The organism is Streptomyces sp. NPDC001443 (assembly GCF_053597355.1).
In genome coordinates this window covers 1-16,105 of the sequence record NZ_JBSFIA010000031.1, presented here as the reverse complement: position 1 = coordinate 16,105, position 16,105 = coordinate 1, and the positions used below count along the sequence as shown (strand labels likewise).

The following is a 16,105-nucleotide window of genomic DNA, read 5'->3' as shown; positions in this document are numbered from 1 at the left end:
GAACGGACCGCGGCGACCCGATCACGGCGAACCGGCGGGAGGCCCGGGCAGAGCCCGGGCCTCCCGCCGACTGCCTGGCCCGGTCGTCAGGACGGCAGCTCGGGAGCGTACGTGCCGAAGCTCCAGATGTTGCCCTCGACGTCCCGGGCCATGTAGTCCCGCGAACCGTAGTCCTGGTCCGTCGGGGGCATCAGGATCTCCGCGCCGTGCTCCACGGCCCGCCGGTGGTGGGCGTCGACGTCGTCCACCAGGACGTACACCCCCGCCGGGCCCGCGCCCTTCATCGCCGTGTCGAAGACGCCGCCACGGCCCTTCGAGCCCAGCATCACCGCACCGTTGCCCTGCACCAGCTCGGCGTGCATCACCACGCCGTCCTCGCCCTCGTACACCGACAGCTCCAGGAACCCGAAGGCCTCCGTGAGCTGCCTGATCGCCGCTTTCGCGTCCGCGTACAGCAGTGTCGGACAGATGCTCGGGCGTCCACCGCTCGTCCCCGTCATACCGGCCTCTCCCTCGTCGTCTCGTCGTCGGCGCCGGAAATCAACCTGCCGCCCAGTCTCGCAGCGGCCACTGACAACGGACCCGCCCCGCCGCACCGGAAGGCGGAGAGGGCCGGATGTGCCGAACGTCACGCCGCGCAGCCGCCGCGCCCGCGGCCCCGGATACGTCCTGGTGGACGACGGCGCCGCCCGCCCGGTCCGCCGCCCGATCGCAGAAAAAGTGGTTGCACGGCCCCGTTAGACTGACGTCATGGCCATTCTCCTCGCGCATTAGACGGCGGGAACGTCCTCAGCCGCCCACCCGCCAACCTTCCTGCCCTGGAGCCTGTCCGTGATCTCCGCCTCCGGTATCGAGCTGCGCGCCGGTGCCCGCATCCTCATCGAGTCCGCCACCTTCCGCATCACCAGGGGCGACCGCATCGGCCTGGTCGGCCGCAACGGCGCGGGCAAGACGACGCTCACCAAGGTCCTCGCGGGCGAGGGCATCCCCGCCGCGGGCAACATCGCCCGCTCCGGCGAGGTCGGCTATCTGCCGCAGGACCCGCGCACCGGCGACCTGGACGTGCTGGCCCGCGACCGCATCCTCTCGGCGCGCGGCCTGGACACCCTGCTCCGCAAGATGCGCGACAACGAGCAGCGCATCGCCAACGGCAGCGGCGCGACCCGCGAGAAGGCCCTGCGGCAGTACGAGCGCCAGGAGACGGAGTTCCTCACCAAGGGCGGGTACGCCGCCGAGGCCGAGGCCGCCACCATCGCCGCCGCGCTCAATCTGCCCGACCGGGTGCTCGGCCAGCCGCTGCACACCCTCTCGGGCGGTCAGCGCCGCCGTATCGAGCTGGCCCGGATCCTGTTCTCGGACGCGGACACCCTGCTGCTCGACGAGCCGACCAACCACCTCGACGCCGACTCGATCGTCTGGCTGCGCGACTACCTGAAGACCTACCGCGGCGGCTTCATCGTGATCTCCCACGACGTCGACCTCGTCGAGACGGTCGTCAACAAGGTCTTCTACCTGGACGCCAACCGTGCCCAGATCGACGTCTACAACATGGGCTGGAAGCTCTACCAGCAGCAGCGCGAGGCCGACGAGAAGCGCCGCAAGCGCGAGCGGCAGAACGCCGAGAAGAAGGCCGCCGCCCTGAACGCGCAGGCCGACAAGATGCGCGCCAAGGCCACCAAGACCGTCGCCGCGCAGAACATGGCCAAGCGGGCCGACAAGCTCCTGTCGGGCCTGGAGGCGGTGCGCCAGCAGGACAAGGTCGCCAAGCTGCGCTTCCCGGAGCCCTCGCCGTGCGGCAGGACCCCGCTGATGGCGGAGGGCCTGTCGAAGTCGTACGGCTCCCTGGAGATCTTCACGGACGTCGACCTGGCCATCGACAAGGGATCCCGCGTGGTGATCCTCGGTCTGAACGGCGCCGGCAAGACGACCCTGCTCAGGCTGCTGGGCGGCGTCGAGATCCCCGACACCGGCCAGGTCGTCCCGGGCCACGGCCTCAAGCTCGGCTACTACGCGCAGGAGCACGAGACCCTCGACCCGGAGCGCACCGTCCTGGAGAACATGCGCTCGGCCGCCCCCGACCTCGACCTCGTCGAGGTGCGCAAGACGCTCGGCAGCTTCCTCTTCTCGGGCGACGACGTCGACAAGCCGGCCGGGGTCCTCTCCGGCGGCGAGAAGACCCGTCTCGCCCTGGCCACCCTCGTGGTGTCCTCGGCGAACGTCCTGCTGCTCGACGAGCCGACCAACAACCTCGACCCGGCCAGCCGCGAGGAGATCCTCGGCGCGCTGCGCACCTACAAGGGCGCGGTGGTCCTGGTCACGCACGACGAGGGCGCGGTCGAGGCGCTCCAGCCGGAGCGGATCATTCTGCTGCCCGACGGTGTCGAGGACCTGTGGGGCTCCGACTACGCGGATCTCGTCGCCCTCGCTTGATCGAATGTCTGATCCACGGCGTATGGATCATTCGGCCGATCCGTGATCCATCATCTGTGTGAGATCTCCTCGTATCGAGGTGCGTCCTACATCCATTTCACGGCCGATCCCTTTGTCGACAAGGGATCGGCCGTCGTGCGTCCCTGACCTGGCATTTCATGAAACAACCCGTTCGGGTGCATGAATGCGACCGGGCAGAATCAGGCATTCCGCATGTGGGGACGCACTCCTGTCGTCACAAGCCTGTCGTACGGACCTTGCCGAATGGGTGGCCATCGGGCCCGGGAGGGGTGATCATGAGGAGACCAGAGCGCACTTCCCATGAGGAGGCACGGGTGGCCGAGACTCTGAAGAAGGGCAGCCGGGTGACCGGCGCCGCGCGCGACAAGCTCGCGGCAGACCTGAAGAAGAAGTACGACTCCGGTGCGAGCATCCGGGCGCTGGCCGAGGAGACCGGCCGCTCGTATGGCTTCGTGCACCGGATGCTCAGTGAGTCGGGCGTCACGCTCCGTGGGCGTGGCGGGGCGACGCGGGGCAAGAAGGCCGCTACGTCCTGACCCGGGCGGCCCACCGGCTTCGATGGTGGCCACCCGGTCGTTCAGCTGATCGACCGGGTGGTTACTGTGCAGTCACTTAGCTGACCGCTGACTGACCGCACTCATCGGAGGCGTCCATGGCTTCGCCCGACCAGGAACTCGTCCCCCTGCTCGACAAGGACGGCGTACGGCTCACCGTCGACGACGCGCTCGCCACGGTGACGCTGACCAACCCGGCCAAACGCAACGCGCAGAGCCCCGCGATGTGGCGTGCGCTCGCCGAGGCCGGCCGGCTGCTGCCGGGCGCCGTCCGTGTCGTCGTGCTGCGCGGCGAGGGCAAGTCCTTCTCCGCCGGTCTCGACCGGCAGATGTTCACGCCGGAGGGCATCGAGGGCGAGCCGTCCTTCATCGACCTCGCACGCGGTGACGACGCCGAACTCGACGACGCCATCGCCGGGTTCCAGGAGGGCTTCACCTGGTGGCGGCGCAACGACATCGTGTCGATCGCCGCCGTGCAGGGCCACGCCATCGGGGCGGGCTTCCAGCTCGCGCTCGCCTGTGACGTGCGCGTCGTCGCCGACGACGTGCAGTTCGCCATGCGCGAGACCTCGCTGGGCCTGGTGCCGGACCTGACCGGCACCCATCCACTGGTGTCCCTGGTCGGCTACGGCCGTGCGGTCGAGATCTGCCTGACCGGCCGGTTCGTGACGGCCGAGGAGGCGGTGAGCTCCGGGCTCGCCAACCTGTCGGTGCCGGTGGCCGACCTCGATGCCGCGGTGGCGGATCTGGCCGCGGCGCTCCTCGCCGCGCCCCGGGACGCGGTGATCGAGACCAAGACCCTGCTGCGCGGGGCCGCCGACCGTACGTACGACGAGCAGCGCGGCGCTGAGCGCGCCGCCCAGGCCCGGCGGCTGCGGGACCTGGCCGGCCTCGGCGAATGAGCCCGAGCGCTCCGGACAGCTCTCAGCCGGCCACGGTCACCAGCACCGTCACCGTGGGGTGATCCGGCAGCGCCTCGCCCACCACCGTGCGGACCGTCCGGGCCACGTCCAGGGCCCGGTGGCCCGCCCGCACCGCGATCTCCACCCGGGCGTGGCGCCGCGGCAGCGCGCCCTCGCGCGGCGGTTCCCCGACCCGCGCAGGGGCGTGCGTCGAGAGCTGCACCGGCGACCGGCCGCCGAGCGCACCGGTCAGCCGTTCCACCCCCGGGACACCGCTCGCGGCCGCCGCGGCCCGTTCCTCGTCGGGCGTCGTGGGACGCCCGGCCGAGGGCGGTTCCGGCGGACGTGCGGAGGAGGGCTCGGGCGCCTCCTCCAGCAGGCCCGTCACCCGCAGGTCCACCTCGGTGACCACAAGGCCGAGGCGCTCGGCCGCCGCGCTCAGCGTCGCCCGTACGAGTGATGCCGTGACGGGCAGCGGCCCGCCCAGCGTGGTCGCGAAGTCCAAGGTGACCCGCAGCGGTCCTGGCGGCACCGCCCCGGGCGGCGGCGGCACGACCGGCTCGGCCGCCTCCCCGGGATCCGCCAGGGAGATCCCCAGCGCACCCGGGTACACCCCCGGAACGCTCTGCGCCGCGCGCCGTAGCCGCACCTCGGCCGCCCGCTGCGTGATCCACGCGCCGTCACCCGGGCCGCCCAGCGGCAGCAGCCTGCCCAGGCTCAGCTGATCCCGTACCGCCCGCCCGATCCGATCCGCCGTCATTGCTCCAGCCTGCCGTATCACCAGGGCGGCGGCGGGCAACCGCGCTTACCGTGGGGGAAGGACGAGGACCGGAAGGACGTGCGGCGATGACCGACATGACGCAGCAGAACCGGACGCAGAGTCCCGAGGGCACGGCCGAGCAGTCGGTCCAGACCCGCAAGGCCACCAGACGCGGCGGCGGCGACCCGGCCACCCGGGGGCGCACCACCATCGCCGACGGGGTCGTGGAGAAGATCGCCGGGATGGCGGCCCGGGACGTCCTCGGCGTGCACGCCATGGGCGGCGGTCTCAGCCGTACCTTCGGCGCCGTACGGGACCGGGTGCCCGGCGGCGGATCGAAGTCCGTGACACGCGGGGTCAAGGCCGAGGTCGGCGAGGTGCAGACCGCACTCGACCTGGAGATCGTCGTCGACTACGGCGTGTCGATCGGCGACGTCGCCAAGGCCGTGCGGGAGAACGTCGTCGCGGCGGTCGAGCGGATGACCGGCCTCGAGGTCGTCGAGGTCAACATCGCCGTGAGCGACGTGAAACTGCCCGAGGAAGAGGACGAGGAGCCGGAGCCCCGGATCCAGTGAGCCAGGGCCGTGAGCTGAGGAGCGCCGCATGAACATGGCCGTGGTCGGCATGATCGCCGGGATGGCGTTGGGCTTCGCCGGGTACTTCGGCGGGTTCGGCGCGTTCCTGCTGGTGGCGGCGCTGGGCGCCATCGGGTTCGTCGTCGGCCGGTTCCTGGAGGGGGACCTGGAGCTCGGCGACTTCTTCCGCCAGCGTGACGACCGGCGACGGTGACGTCGGTGAGCGAAGGGACCGTCGAGGGCGGCGGACGCCCGGCCGTCGTCCCGCCCGGCGAGCGCGGCGCGACCCGGATCGCCGACCGGGTGGTGTCGAAGACGGCCGCGCAGGCGGCCCGCGAGGCCGTCGGACCGCTGCCCGAGGCCGCCGCGCCCCCACAGGCCACCGTCGTCGTCCACCACGACACCGCCCGCGTCCGGATCCATCTCGAACTCGGCTATCCGGGTGATGTCGCCGCCCGCTGTCGCGAGGTGCGTCGTCATGTGGTCGAGCGGGTAGGCGCGTTGGTGGGAATGGAGGTGCCGGAGGTCGCCGTGCACGTGGAACGGCTGCATCTGACCCCGGCACACGACGTGGCACAGGGGAGGACGCGATGAGCGAGCCCCAGGGCTCCGAAGGCACCACACGACGACTACCGGTCATCGAGAAGGACGACCCCGGCGACCCCGGGGGTCCCGGCTACCCCGGCGACCCCGGCACCGGACCCGGCCGGTCCGCCCCGGCGGTCCCCGACCCCCCGCCGCCGACCGACGGCGCGGGCCACCGCTTCTGGTCTGCGCGCCGGATCCCGGCGGCCGTCGTCGCCGTCCTCCTGGTGGTCGTCGCGGGCGCCTTCCTCTACGACATCGCCGCCGTGCGCGCCGGCCGGCCCGGCATGCACTGGCGCCGGACCCTGGCCGAGGAGCTCGCCCGGCGGCCGCTGGACGACACCTGGGTGCTGGCCGGCGCGGGCGTCACCGCGCTGCTCGGCCTCTGGCTGCTGGTCCTGGCCGTCACGCCCGGCCTGCGGGCGGTCCTGCCGATGCGGCAGGACCGCCCCGACGTCCGCGCGGGACTGCACCGGGACGCGGCCGCGCTGGTCCTGCGCGACCGGGCCATGGAGGTCGCGGGCGTGCAGTCGGTACGGGTACGGGCCCACCGCCGACGGGCCGACGTGCGCGCGGTCTCGCACTTCCGCCCGCTGGACGAGGTCCGCGCCGACCTCGACACGGTGCTCGCCGAAGCGGTCGGCGGCCTGGGACTCGTCCGGCCGCCCGCGCTGTCGGTGCGGGTGCGGCGACCGGGCCGGAAGGGGTGAGCGCGATGCTCAGGACCGCCAACCGGGTACTGATCGGTCTCGTCGGCCTCGTCCTGGTGCTGCTCGGCGGCTCGGTGCTCGCCGTCGGGCTGGGCGCCGCGCCGCCCTCCTGGTGGATCCACCAGGGTCCCCACGACGTGCTGCTCAGCGTCGCCGAACGCACCCGCCGGCAGGGCGCCGGCTGGTGGTGGCCGGCGGTTCTGGGGGGCCTCGCCGTCCTGGTCCTGCTCGCCCTGTGGTGGCTGATCGCCGTGCTGCGCCGCCGCCGGCTCACCGAGGTCGTCGTCGACACCGGCGACGGCGAGGAGGCGCTGCTGCGGGGACGGGCCCTGGAAGGGGTGCTGGCCGACGAGTCCGGGAACATGGACGGCGTCCAGCAGGCCCACATCCGGCTGACCGGGCGACGCGGCGCCCCCGCGGTCCGGGTACGTCTGCTGCTGGAGCCGCACGTCGACCCCGGCACCGCCCTGCACCAGCTCACCGGCCAGGCCCTGACCCACGCGCGCGACTCCGCCCACCTCGCGGCCCTGCCCGCCGAGGTACGCCTGCGAGCCGCCAGACACCGCGCCACCAGGGTGAGCTGACCCCCTCCCCGCCCGGTGCGCCCTCCCGACGACGAGGGCACACCGGGCGTACGCGGCAGCGAGCGCGTCGGCGTGCGGGCGACACGGCCCCGAGGCCGACCCGAGCGCGCGACTGCGCGGGTGTACCGGCTGGGAGGCGGCACCGAGGCGACCGGAGCGCGCGTACCCGGGAACGAGGGCGCGCCCGGCGTGCGTCGCCGCGCGGTCGGGCTGAGCGCGCGGCGACGAGGGGCGCCGTACGGCCGTGCCGGGTGCGCGGCCGCGCGGGTGATCCGTGGTCGGGCGTGGGTCAGAAGCCGTGCCGCATCCCGCCGTCGACCGGCAGCATGAGGCCCGTCAGATAGGACGCGGCCGGTGACAGCAGGAATGCCGCCACCCGGCCGAACTCCTCCGGAGTCCCGTACCGCCGCAGGGGGATACGGGACTCGTTCGCCGCCCGGGTCGCCTCCGGGTCCGCCGAGTAGCCGTCCAGCTCGCGCACCCGGTCGGTGTCGATGCGCGACGGCAGCAGCCCGACGACCCGGATGCCGCGCGGCCCCAGCTCGTCGGAGAGGGACTTGGCGAACCCGGCCAGGCCCGGCCGCAGCCCGTTGGAGATGGTCAGCGCCGGGATCGGCTCGTGCACAGAGCCGGACAGCACGAACCCGATGACGCCGCCGGGCTCCAGCTCCGCGGCCGCCGTCCGGGCGAGCCGCACCGCGCCGAGGAACACCGACTCGAACGCCGTACGCCACTGGTCGTCGGTGTTGTCGGCGACGAAGCCGGGCGGCGGGCCGCCGACGCTGACGAGGATGCCGTCGAAGCCGCCGAAGTGCTCGCGCGCGGCGGCGATCAGCTGCGCGGGGGCGTCCGCCTCGGCGTTGTCGACGGCCACCCCGACGGCGTTCGGGCCCAGCTCGGCCGCCGCGTCCGCGACCCGCTTCGCGTCCCGTCCGGTGACGACCACCTTCGCGCCGTCGGCCACCAGCTCGCGCGCGGCGGCGTTGCCCAGTCCGCGGGTGGCGCCGGTGACGACGTACACCCGGTCCTTCAGTCCAAGATCCATGGTCCCTATCCTGCCCCGCCGTCCCCGGACAGGGCGAGGGCGGTGTTCACCAGGCCGATGTGGCTGAACGCCTGCGGGAAGTTGCCGAGCTGACGGTCGGCCACCGGGTCGTACTCCTCGGCCAGCAGCCCCACGTCGTTGGTGAGGCCCAGCAGCCTTTCGAACAGCTCGCGGGCCTCCTGGGTGCGGCCCGTCATGTGCAGCGCGTCCGCGAGCCAGAACGAGCAGGCGAGGAAGGCGCCCTCGCCGCCCGGCAGCCCGTCGACCGGGGTGTCCTCGGCGTCGTAGCGGCGGACGAAGCCGCCGTGGCCCAGCTCCGCGCGGACCGCGTCCACCGTGCCGATCACCCGTGGGTCCTCCGGGGGCAGGAAACCGACGCGCGGGATGAGCAGCAGCGCGGCGTCGAGTTCGCGGGAGCCGTAGTACTGCGTGAAGGTGTTGCGCTCGGGGTCGTAGCCCTTCTCGCACACCTCCCGGTGCACCTCGTCGCGCAGCGCGCGCCAGGCGTCCGGGTCGCCGGGCAGGCCGGGATGCTCTTCCAGCGTGCGCACCGCCCGGTCGGCGGCCACCCACACCATCACCTTCGAGTGCACGAACTGGCGCCGGCCGCCGCGCACCTCCCACAGCCCCTCGTCCGGCTGCCGCCACGCCGACTGCAGGAACTTCAGCAGGGCGCCCTGCATGGCCCACATGTGCGGCTTGGCCGACAGCCCGGAGCGGCGGGCCAGGTACAGCGAGTCCATGACCTCGCCGTAGACGTCGAGCTGAAGCTGGGTCACGGCGTCGTTGCCGGACCGCACGGGCGCCGAGCCGCTGTACCCGGCGAGCCACGGCAGTTCCGTCTCCGGCAGCCGTCGCTCGCCGGCCAGGCCGTACATGATCTGGAGGTCCGCCGGATTGCCCGCGACCGCGCGCAGCAGCCAGTCCCGCCAGGCCGCGGCCTCCTTGTGGTAGCCCGCCGACAGCAGGGCGCCCAAGGTGAGGGTGGAGTCGCGCAGCCAGCAGAAGCGGTAGTCCCAGTTGCGTACCCCGCCCAGCTCCTCCGGCAGCGAGGTGGTGGCCGCGGCGACGATGCCGCCGGTGGGCGCGTAGCTGAGGGCCTTGAGGGTGATCAGGGAGCGTACGACGGCGTCCCGGTAGGGGCCCTTGTAGGTGCAGCGGCCCACCCAGTGGCGCCAGTCGGCGACGCTGCTGCTCAGTGCCTCGTAGGGGTCGACCAGCGGCGGCCGTGCCTCGTGCGAGGGGTGCCAGGTGAGGACGAACGCGACCCGCTCGCCCTCGGCGACGGTGAACTCCGAGTGCGTGCCGAAGTCCTCGCCCCAGGTGTGCACCTCGGGTTCGCTGCGCAGCCAGGCCGAGTCCGGGCCGGCCACGGCGATCCGGTGGCCGTCGGACCGGCGCATCCACGGGACGATCGAGCCGTAGTCGAAGCGCAGCCGCAGCGTGCTGCGCACGGTGACCCGCCCGCTGACCCCTTCCACGATGCGTACGACGTCGGGGGCGCGCTCGCGCTGGGGCATCAGGTCCGTGACCCGGACCGTGCCGTCGGCGGTGTCCCACTCGGTGTCGAGGACGAGCGTGTCGGGTCGGTAGGCACGCCGTGTGCAGGGGCCCTCGACGCCCTTGGGAGCGATCCGCCAGTGACCGTTGTCCTCGTCGCCGAGCAGTCTGGCGAAGCAGGCCGCCGAGTCGAAGCGGGGGACGCACAGCCAGTCGACGGAGCCGTCCCTGCCGACCAGGGCGGCGGTCTGTTCGTCGCCGATGAGGGCGTAGTCCTCGATAGGGGGGTGCACGGATTTCCGGGTTCCCGCTGGGCCGACCGGGCAATCAGCGGATACGGCCGGGCGGGTGAGCGCGGCCCCACGCCGTCGGGCGGGGCGGCGGGTGAGCGCGGCCCTACACCGTCGGGCGGGGCGGCGGGTGAGCGCGGCCCTACACCGTCGCCGGTTCGGCCTCGGCCGCCGTGCTCTCCGCCGCGGCCTCCGCCCGGTCGCGGCGCTCGCGCCGGACCAGCACCCACCAGCCCACCGGGACGCCCGCCGCGAACAGCCACCACTGGATCATGTAGGCGTAGTTCAGCGGCGCGTCCTCCTTGCCCGGGTCGGAGATCTGCTGCGGGCTGCCGCCCTTCGCCTCGGGCGCGGTCTGCTGGATGTAGCCGCCCAGCACCCCGGTGCCGAGCCGCCGGGCCTCCTCCGCGCTGTCGATCAGCATGATCTGGCGGTCGGGCAGACCCTTGATGTCCTTGATGCCGCTGGCCGCGGTCGTCTCGTCCGGCATCAGCCGTCCGGTGACCGTGGTCCGGCCTGCGGGCGGCGCGGGGATCTTCGGGAAGGCGGTCTGCACGCCGTTCGCGGGGATCCAGCCCCGGTTGACCAGCAGCACCCTGCCGTCCGCGAGGACGAACGGGGTCAGCACGTGGAAGCCGACCTCGTCGTCGGAGTTGACGCGGCGCCTGACGACGACCTCCCGGGAGGTGTCGAAGGTGCCCGTCGCGGTGACGGTGCGGTACCGCTCGGCACTGGTCACGGTGTGCCCGGGAGAGGTCAGCCGCTCGACCGGGACCGGCCGGGCGGTCAGCGCGTCGGAGACCAGCTGGTTGCGGGCGGTGCGCATCTCGTACCGGTGCATCTGCCAGATGCCCAGCTCGATCATCGTCGGGATGAGCGCGACGGCGACGAGGGTGACGATCACCCACTGCCGGGACAACAGGAAGCGGTACACCCCACGACCGTACAACTCGGTCGTGGGGCGCGAACGGCCGGGTACCGGGTCAGACCTTGTCGACGATCCCCACCCTCCCCTCGGCGCGGGCGCAGTGACCGCCGCAGTACCAGTGGCCCTCGACCTCGACGCCCTGGCCGATGATCTGCACCCGGCAGTGCTCGCAGATGGGGGCCATGCGATGGATCGCACAGGAGAAGCAGTCGAAGACGTGGACCGCGCCCTGCGCGTGCACCTCGAAGCTCATGCCGTAGTCGTTGCCGCAAACTTCGCATCTCGCCATGCGCCACAGGGTGGGCCGTCACCGCCCGGGGGGCGAGCGGCCGGTGGGCGAGTCGTGCGGCAATCACCCGTCCGTACGGGTCACTCCCCGGCGGGCTCCACATCGCGCAGCAACTGTCCGAAGGCCGCCTCGTCGACGACCGGGGTGCCGAACTGGCGCGCCTTGACCACCTTCGAGGTGCCCGAGTCGGGGTCGTTCGTCACCAGCAGGCTGGTCAGCCGGGACAGGCTGGTGGCCACGTGCAGCCCGGCGTCGGTCGCCCGGTCCTCCAGCAGCTCGCGGTCGGTCGAGGTGTCGCCCGAGAAGGCGACCCTCATGCCCTGCTTGAGCGGTTTGCCGTCTTCGTAACGTCCTGGGTTGGGATGGGGGCATGCGGGCCGTTTCCGGGACGGACGCCAACTGCTCTGCGTGTAGCCGCCGTAGCCGCCGCCCGCGCCGCTCGCCTGCCGGCCGGTCCGGGGCGCGGGCCGGTCCTGCCACTCGGTCAGCGGCAGGCACTCGTGCAGCGGCAGCCGTACCCCGCCCGCCGCCGCGGCCCGCAGGCTGGGCCGGAACGCCTCCGCCAGCACGCGCGCGTCGTCCAGCGCGTGGTGCGCCCGCTGCTGTACGACGCCGAAGTGGGCCGCCAGCGTCGCCAGCTTGTGGTTGGGCAGCGGCAGGCCCAGTTCCTTGGAGAGCGCGATGGTGCACAGCCGCTGTCGCACCGGCGCCTCGCGCTCGGCGCGCGCGTACTCGCGGGCGATCATCTGCCAGTCGAAGACGGCGTTGTGCGCGACCAGCACCCGATCCGCCAGCCGCGCCGCGAACTCCTCGGCGATCTCCGGGAAGAGCGGCGCCCCTTCGAGCACCTCGCTCGTCAGGCCGTGGATCCAGACCGGGCCCGGGTCGCGCTCCGGATTGACCAGCGTGTACCAGTGGTCCTCGACCTCGCCGCGCGCGTCCAGCCGGTACACGGCCGCGGAGATTATCCGGTCGTCCCGGGCCAGGCCCGTGGTCTCCACGTCGACGACCGCGTATCCCTGCGGATACGCGGTCGGCCACGACGGGGGGAACGACGCTGCGGTCGTGCGGTCTTCGAGCATGGTCCATGAGGATACGGGCCTCCACCGACAGCGCGGCGCACCGCCCGGGGGCGACCGGTTGCGCCCCGGGCGCGGCGCACCCCCGGTCGCGCCGGTCGGACCGGGCGTCGGCGCGGCCCGCCGGGGCCTCGGATGGGATCCTCGCGGTGTGACGGAACCGACGCACGACGAGGCCCGCGGCGGCGCGCTGGGCTCCCGGCTCAACTGGCTGCGCGCCGCGGTCCTCGGGGCCAACGACGGCATCGTCTCCACCGCGGGGCTCGTCGTCGGTGTGGCCGGCGCCACCCAGGCGCGCGCGGCGCTGCTGACGGCGGGTCTGGCCGGACTGCTCGCCGGGTCGCTGTCGATGGCGGCGGGGGAGTACGTGTCGGTGTCGACCCAACGGGACTCCGAGAAGGCGGCGCTGGCCGCGGAGAAACAGGAGCTGAGGGAGGAGCCCGAGGCCGAGCTGGAGGAGCTCACCGGGATGCTCCAGGCGCGCGGGCTGTCCCGGGAGGTGGCGCGGGAGGCGGCCGAGCAGCTCACGGAACGGGACGCGTTGAAGGCCCACGCGCGCGTGGAGCTCGGCATCGACCCCGACGCCCTCGCCGACCCCTGGCACGCGGCCTGGGCGAGCTTCGCCGCGTTCACGGTGGGCGCGCTGCTGCCGCTGCTGGCCATCGTCCTGCCCCCGGCGCACTGGCGGCTGCCCGTCACCGTGGTGTCCGTGCTGGCCGCCCTCGTCCTGACCGGCTGGGCCGGCGCCCGGCTCGGGGCGGCGGCCCCGGGGCGCGCGGTGCTGCGCAACGTGGCGGGCGGGGCGGTGGCCATGGCGGTCACCTACGCGGTCGGGACGCTGCTGGGGGTGGCGGGGGCGTGACGGCGGGGCCGCGCCCGGCCGCCCGTCGGATCCTCTGCCTGCTCCCGCCCGGCCACCCGTCGGATCCTCTGCCTGGTCCCGCCCGGCCACCCGTCGGATCCTCTGCCTGGTCCCGCCCGGCCGCCCGTCGGATCCTCTGCCTGGTCCCGCCCCGCCATCCCGGGGACGCTCATTGGCGGAGATCACCAAGAAGCAAGCGCGTACCTCCGGCAATACTTGTGGGTAACGGCATCTGGTCCCCGACGACCAGCGGTTCTACGGTGCGTCCATGCCGAACCTGCCCGACGTCGTGCTGTGGTCGATACCCGCCTTCGTGCTGCTCACCGTGATCGAGATGATCAGCGTCCGCCTCCATCCCGACGAGGACGCGGCCGGCTACGCGGCCAAGGACGCCGCGACGAGCGTCGGCATGGGACTCGGCAGCCTCGTCTTCGACTTCTTCTGGAAGATCCCGATCGTCGCCCTGTACACGGCGGTCTACGCGGTGACCCCGCTGCGGGTGCCCGTCCTGTGGTGGACGATCCCGCTGATGCTGCTCGCCCAGGACTTCTTCTACTACTGGTCCCACCGCGGTCACCACGTCATCCGGCTCCTGTGGGCCTGTCACGTGGTCCACCACTCCAGCCGGAAGTTCAACCTCACCACCGCCCTGCGCCAGCCGTGGACCTCGCTGACGTCCTGGCCGTTCTACCTCCCCCTCGTGGCCGCCGGTGTGCACCCGGCCGCGCTCGCGTTCTGTTCCTCCGTCAATCTCGTCTACCAGTTCTGGATCCACACCGAGCGGATCGACCGGATGCCCCGGTGGTACGAGTTCGTGTTCAACACGCCGTCCCACCACCGGGTGCACCACGCGTCCCAGGGCGGCTACCTCGACCGCAACTTCGGCGGGATCCTGATCGTCTGGGACCGGCTGTTCGGATCGTTCGCGCCGGAGACCGAGCGGCCGGTGTACGGGCTGACGAAGAACATCGCCACCTACAACCCGCTGCGGGTCGCCACCCACGAGTACGTCGCCATCGCCAGGGACCTGAGGACGGCACGCGGCTGGCGCGAGCGTGCCGGACGGGTGTTCGGGGGGCCGGGCTGGCAGCCGGCGCCGGTCACCGTCGTCCCCGCCGTCGCCCCCGTCGAGGAGGCCGGCGCCGCATGAGAGCCGCCCGCTTCCTGCTCGCCGCCTTCGGTCTGGTCGCCGCGGCCGACCTGGTCTTCGTACTGACCGGCGCGGACACCGGGCACACGGTCGCCAAGTCGCTGCTGCTGCCGCTCCTCGCCGCCTGCGCGGTGCTGCGCGGCGCGCCCCGCCCGCTGGTCGCCGCCCTCCTGTGCGGCTGGGCCGGCGACGTCCTGCTGCTGTCCGACGCAGACCCCGCCTTCCTCGCCGGGATGGCCGCCTTCGCCGCCGGGCACGTCTGCTATCTCGTCCTGTTCCGCACGGCGGGCTCCGCACGCGTGCGTGCCGGTCTGCTCGTGCCCGGCTACGCCGTGGTCCTGCTCACCCTCGTGGTGCTGCTGTGGCCGGACCTGCCCGCGGGCCTGCGCGTCCCGGTCGCCGCCTACAGCGCCCTGCTCACCGCCATGGCCTGTGCCGCGGCCGGCCGGTTCGGCCCGGTCGCGGGGCTCGGCGGCGCGCTGTTCATGGTCTCCGACACCCTGATCGCGACCGATCTCGCCGACTGGCCGCAGCCGCCGTACCCCGGCTTCTGGGTGATGCTGACCTATGCCGCCGCGCAGTTCCTGCTGGTCCAGGGCACCCTCGGCGAGCGGCGGGCGCCCGCGGCGACGTACGGTGAAGTGCGCTCGACCACCCCCTGAGCGCACCGCACCGCACGACCCCGCACGAGAAGGACCCTCGACATGCGCGCCACCACCATCCACGCTCCCTACGACATGCGGGTGGAGGACGTGCCCGAGCCGGTGGTGCAACTGCCCACCGACGCCGTGGTCCGGGTGCTGCGCGCCTGCATCTGCGGCAGCGACCTGTGGGCCTACCGCGGCACCGCGGCCCGGCAGCCGGGGCAGCGGATCGGGCACGAGTTCCTCGGTGTGGTCGAGGAGACCGGCGGCGAGGTGACCGGCTTCCGGCGCGGCGACCTCGTCGTCGCCCCCTTCATGTGGTCCGACGGCGTCTGCGACTACTGCCGGGAGGGCCTGACGACGTCCTGCGAGCACGGCGGGTTCTGGGGCGCCGTCGGCCACGACGGCGGCCAGGGCGAGGCCGTGCGCGTCCCCTTCGCCGACGGCACGCTCGTCCGGCTGCCCAAGGAGGCGGCCTCCGACGACCGGCTGCTGACCGCCCTGCTCACCCTCTCCGACGTGCTCGGCACCGGCCACCACGCCGCCCTCGGCGCGGGAGCCCGCCCGGGCGCCACGGTCGCCGTCGTCGGTGACGGGGCCGTCGGCCTGTGCGCGGTGCTGGCCGCCAAGCGGCTCGGCGCGGAGCGGATCATCGCGCTGGGCCGGCACGAGGTCCGCACCGACATCGCCCGCCGCTTCGGCGCCACCGACGTCGTCGCCGAGCGCGGGGAGGCGGCCGTCGCGGCGGTCCGTGAGCTCACCCGCGGCCAGGGCGCGCACTGCGTGGTCGAGGCGGTCGGCACCGAGCAGTCGATGCGGACGGCCGTGGAGGTCACCCGGGACGGCGGCGCGATCGGCTTCGTGGGCGTGCCCCACGGCAGCGGCACCGGACTCGACCTCGGTGTCATGTTCGACCGGAACATCGCCCTGCGCGGCGGCGTGGCACCGGTCCGCACCTACATCCCCGACCTGCTGCCCGACGTCCTCGACGGCACGATCGACCCGTCGCCCGTCTTCGACATGACGGTCGGCATCGAGGGCGTCCCCGACGGCTACAAGGCGATGGACGAACGCACCGCCCTCAAGGTCCTCGTCACCAACGGCTGAGCCCCGGCGCCGTCGGCCGCCCGGCCCAACATCACCACCCTCATCGCCGCCGGCCTGCTGTTCTTCCTCGCCTCCGGACCCGTCCGCGGC

The 16,105-nt window shown here is 73.2% G+C and carries 19 protein-coding genes; 12 read left to right on the top strand and 7 right to left on the bottom strand.

Features of this window, described 5'->3' with window-relative positions; genetic code table 11:
- Positions 1 to 86: 86 nt before the first annotated feature.
- Positions 87 to 500 (bottom strand): VOC family protein, encoded by a 414-nt coding sequence (locus tag ACWC24_RS28085; protein WP_450665672.1) that lies wholly within the window; start codon positions 498 to 500, stop codon positions 87 to 89.
- Between the two features lie 331 nt (positions 501 to 831).
- Here ACWC24_RS28085 and ACWC24_RS28080 point away from each other — a divergent pair, with 331 nt between their 5' ends.
- The 3 genes from ACWC24_RS28080 (at position 832) to ACWC24_RS28070 (ending at position 3,907) form a co-directional block, all read left to right on the top strand.
- Complete coding sequence (locus ACWC24_RS28080) at positions 832 to 2,430, top strand: ABC-F family ATP-binding cassette domain-containing protein (RefSeq protein ID WP_450665671.1); 1,599 nt, start codon at positions 832 to 834, stop codon at positions 2,428 to 2,430.
- A 335-nt stretch (positions 2,431 to 2,765) separates the two neighbouring features.
- Positions 2,766 to 2,987, top strand: coding sequence for a helix-turn-helix domain-containing protein (locus ACWC24_RS28075; protein WP_010355597.1), 222 nt, complete (start codon positions 2,766 to 2,768; stop codon positions 2,985 to 2,987).
- Positions 2,988 to 3,103: 116 nt separating this feature from the next.
- Positions 3,104 to 3,907 carry an enoyl-CoA hydratase/isomerase family protein gene (locus ACWC24_RS28070; RefSeq protein ID WP_450665670.1) on the top strand — a complete coding sequence of 268 codons (804 nt, stop codon included), beginning with the start codon at positions 3,104 to 3,106 and terminating at the stop codon, positions 3,905 to 3,907.
- Positions 3,908 to 3,929: 22 nt separating this feature from the next.
- Here the strand turns inward: ACWC24_RS28070 and ACWC24_RS28065 are convergent, their stop codons facing one another.
- The gene (locus tag ACWC24_RS28065; RefSeq protein ID WP_450665669.1) at positions 3,930 to 4,667 is read right to left on the bottom strand and encodes a nucleopolyhedrovirus P10 family protein; all 738 of its coding nucleotides are present in this window, start codon (positions 4,665 to 4,667) and stop codon (positions 3,930 to 3,932) included.
- 86 nt (positions 4,668 to 4,753) lie between these two features.
- Here ACWC24_RS28065 and ACWC24_RS28060 point away from each other — a divergent pair, with 86 nt between their 5' ends.
- The 5 genes from ACWC24_RS28060 to amaP are packed head-to-tail and all read left to right on the top strand — an operon-like array spanning position 4,754 to position 7,121.
- Positions 4,754 to 5,242 (top strand): Asp23/Gls24 family envelope stress response protein, encoded by a 489-nt coding sequence (locus ACWC24_RS28060; RefSeq protein ID WP_450665668.1) that lies wholly within the window; start codon positions 4,754 to 4,756, stop codon positions 5,240 to 5,242.
- A 28-nt stretch (positions 5,243 to 5,270) separates the two neighbouring features.
- On the top strand, positions 5,271 to 5,456 hold the full coding sequence (locus tag ACWC24_RS28055) for a hypothetical protein (RefSeq protein ID WP_152894271.1): 186 nt from the start codon (positions 5,271 to 5,273) through the stop codon (positions 5,454 to 5,456).
- Entirely contained in the window at positions 5,453 to 5,836 is a 384-nt protein-coding gene (locus tag ACWC24_RS28050; protein ID WP_450665667.1) for a hypothetical protein, read from the top strand. Before ACWC24_RS28055 ends, ACWC24_RS28050 begins: the two co-directional genes overlap by 4 nt.
- The gene (locus tag ACWC24_RS28045; RefSeq protein ID WP_450665666.1) at positions 5,833 to 6,537 is read left to right on the top strand and encodes a DUF6286 domain-containing protein; all 705 of its coding nucleotides are present in this window, start codon (positions 5,833 to 5,835) and stop codon (positions 6,535 to 6,537) included. The genes ACWC24_RS28050 and ACWC24_RS28045 overlap by 4 nt, the downstream gene beginning before the upstream one ends.
- On the top strand, positions 6,534 to 7,121 hold the full coding sequence (amaP, locus tag ACWC24_RS28040) for an alkaline shock response membrane anchor protein AmaP (RefSeq protein WP_450665665.1): 588 nt from the start codon (positions 6,534 to 6,536) through the stop codon (positions 7,119 to 7,121). The genes ACWC24_RS28045 and amaP overlap by 4 nt, the downstream gene beginning before the upstream one ends.
- A 289-nt stretch (positions 7,122 to 7,410) precedes the next feature.
- Here the strand turns inward: amaP and ACWC24_RS28035 are convergent, their stop codons facing one another.
- The 5 genes from ACWC24_RS28035 to ACWC24_RS28015 all read right to left on the bottom strand — a co-directional run bounded on the left by ACWC24_RS28035 (position 7,411) and on the right by ACWC24_RS28015 (position 12,255).
- A complete protein-coding gene (locus ACWC24_RS28035) occupies positions 7,411 to 8,166 on the bottom strand; it encodes an SDR family oxidoreductase (protein ID WP_450665664.1) in 756 nt (251 codons plus the stop codon).
- 5 nt (positions 8,167 to 8,171) lie between these two features.
- Positions 8,172 to 9,959, bottom strand: a complete 1,788-nt coding sequence (locus ACWC24_RS28030) for a glycoside hydrolase family 15 protein (protein ID WP_450665663.1) — start codon at positions 9,957 to 9,959, stop codon at positions 8,172 to 8,174.
- A gap of 139 nt (positions 9,960 to 10,098) precedes the next feature.
- On the bottom strand, positions 10,099 to 10,890 hold the full coding sequence (locus tag ACWC24_RS28025) for an SURF1 family cytochrome oxidase biogenesis protein (protein ID WP_450665662.1): 792 nt from the start codon (positions 10,888 to 10,890) through the stop codon (positions 10,099 to 10,101).
- 49 nt (positions 10,891 to 10,939) lie between these two features.
- Positions 10,940 to 11,173, bottom strand: a complete 234-nt coding sequence (locus ACWC24_RS28020) for a hypothetical protein (protein WP_152894276.1) — start codon at positions 11,171 to 11,173, stop codon at positions 10,940 to 10,942.
- Between the two features lie 80 nt (positions 11,174 to 11,253).
- Positions 11,254 to 12,255, bottom strand: a complete 1,002-nt coding sequence (locus ACWC24_RS28015; RefSeq protein ID WP_450665661.1) for a DEDDh family exonuclease — start codon at positions 12,253 to 12,255, stop codon at positions 11,254 to 11,256.
- A 148-nt stretch (positions 12,256 to 12,403) separates the two neighbouring features.
- Between ACWC24_RS28015 and ACWC24_RS28010 the strand changes: the two genes are divergently transcribed.
- From ACWC24_RS28010 to ACWC24_RS27995, 4 genes are all read left to right on the top strand, one after another.
- Positions 12,404 to 13,114 (top strand): VIT1/CCC1 transporter family protein, encoded by a 711-nt coding sequence (locus ACWC24_RS28010; RefSeq protein WP_450665660.1) that lies wholly within the window; start codon positions 12,404 to 12,406, stop codon positions 13,112 to 13,114.
- Positions 13,115 to 13,382: 268 nt separating this feature from the next.
- Positions 13,383 to 14,264 (top strand): sterol desaturase family protein, encoded by an 882-nt coding sequence (locus ACWC24_RS28005; RefSeq protein ID WP_450665659.1) that lies wholly within the window; start codon positions 13,383 to 13,385, stop codon positions 14,262 to 14,264.
- Positions 14,261 to 14,926, top strand: coding sequence for a lysoplasmalogenase (locus ACWC24_RS28000; RefSeq protein WP_450665658.1), 666 nt, complete (start codon positions 14,261 to 14,263; stop codon positions 14,924 to 14,926). Before ACWC24_RS28005 ends, ACWC24_RS28000 begins: the two co-directional genes overlap by 4 nt.
- A 42-nt stretch (positions 14,927 to 14,968) precedes the next feature.
- Complete coding sequence (locus ACWC24_RS27995; protein ID WP_450665657.1) at positions 14,969 to 16,015, top strand: zinc-dependent alcohol dehydrogenase family protein; 1,047 nt, start codon at positions 14,969 to 14,971, stop codon at positions 16,013 to 16,015.
- The last annotated feature ends 90 nt before the right edge of the window (positions 16,016 to 16,105 follow it).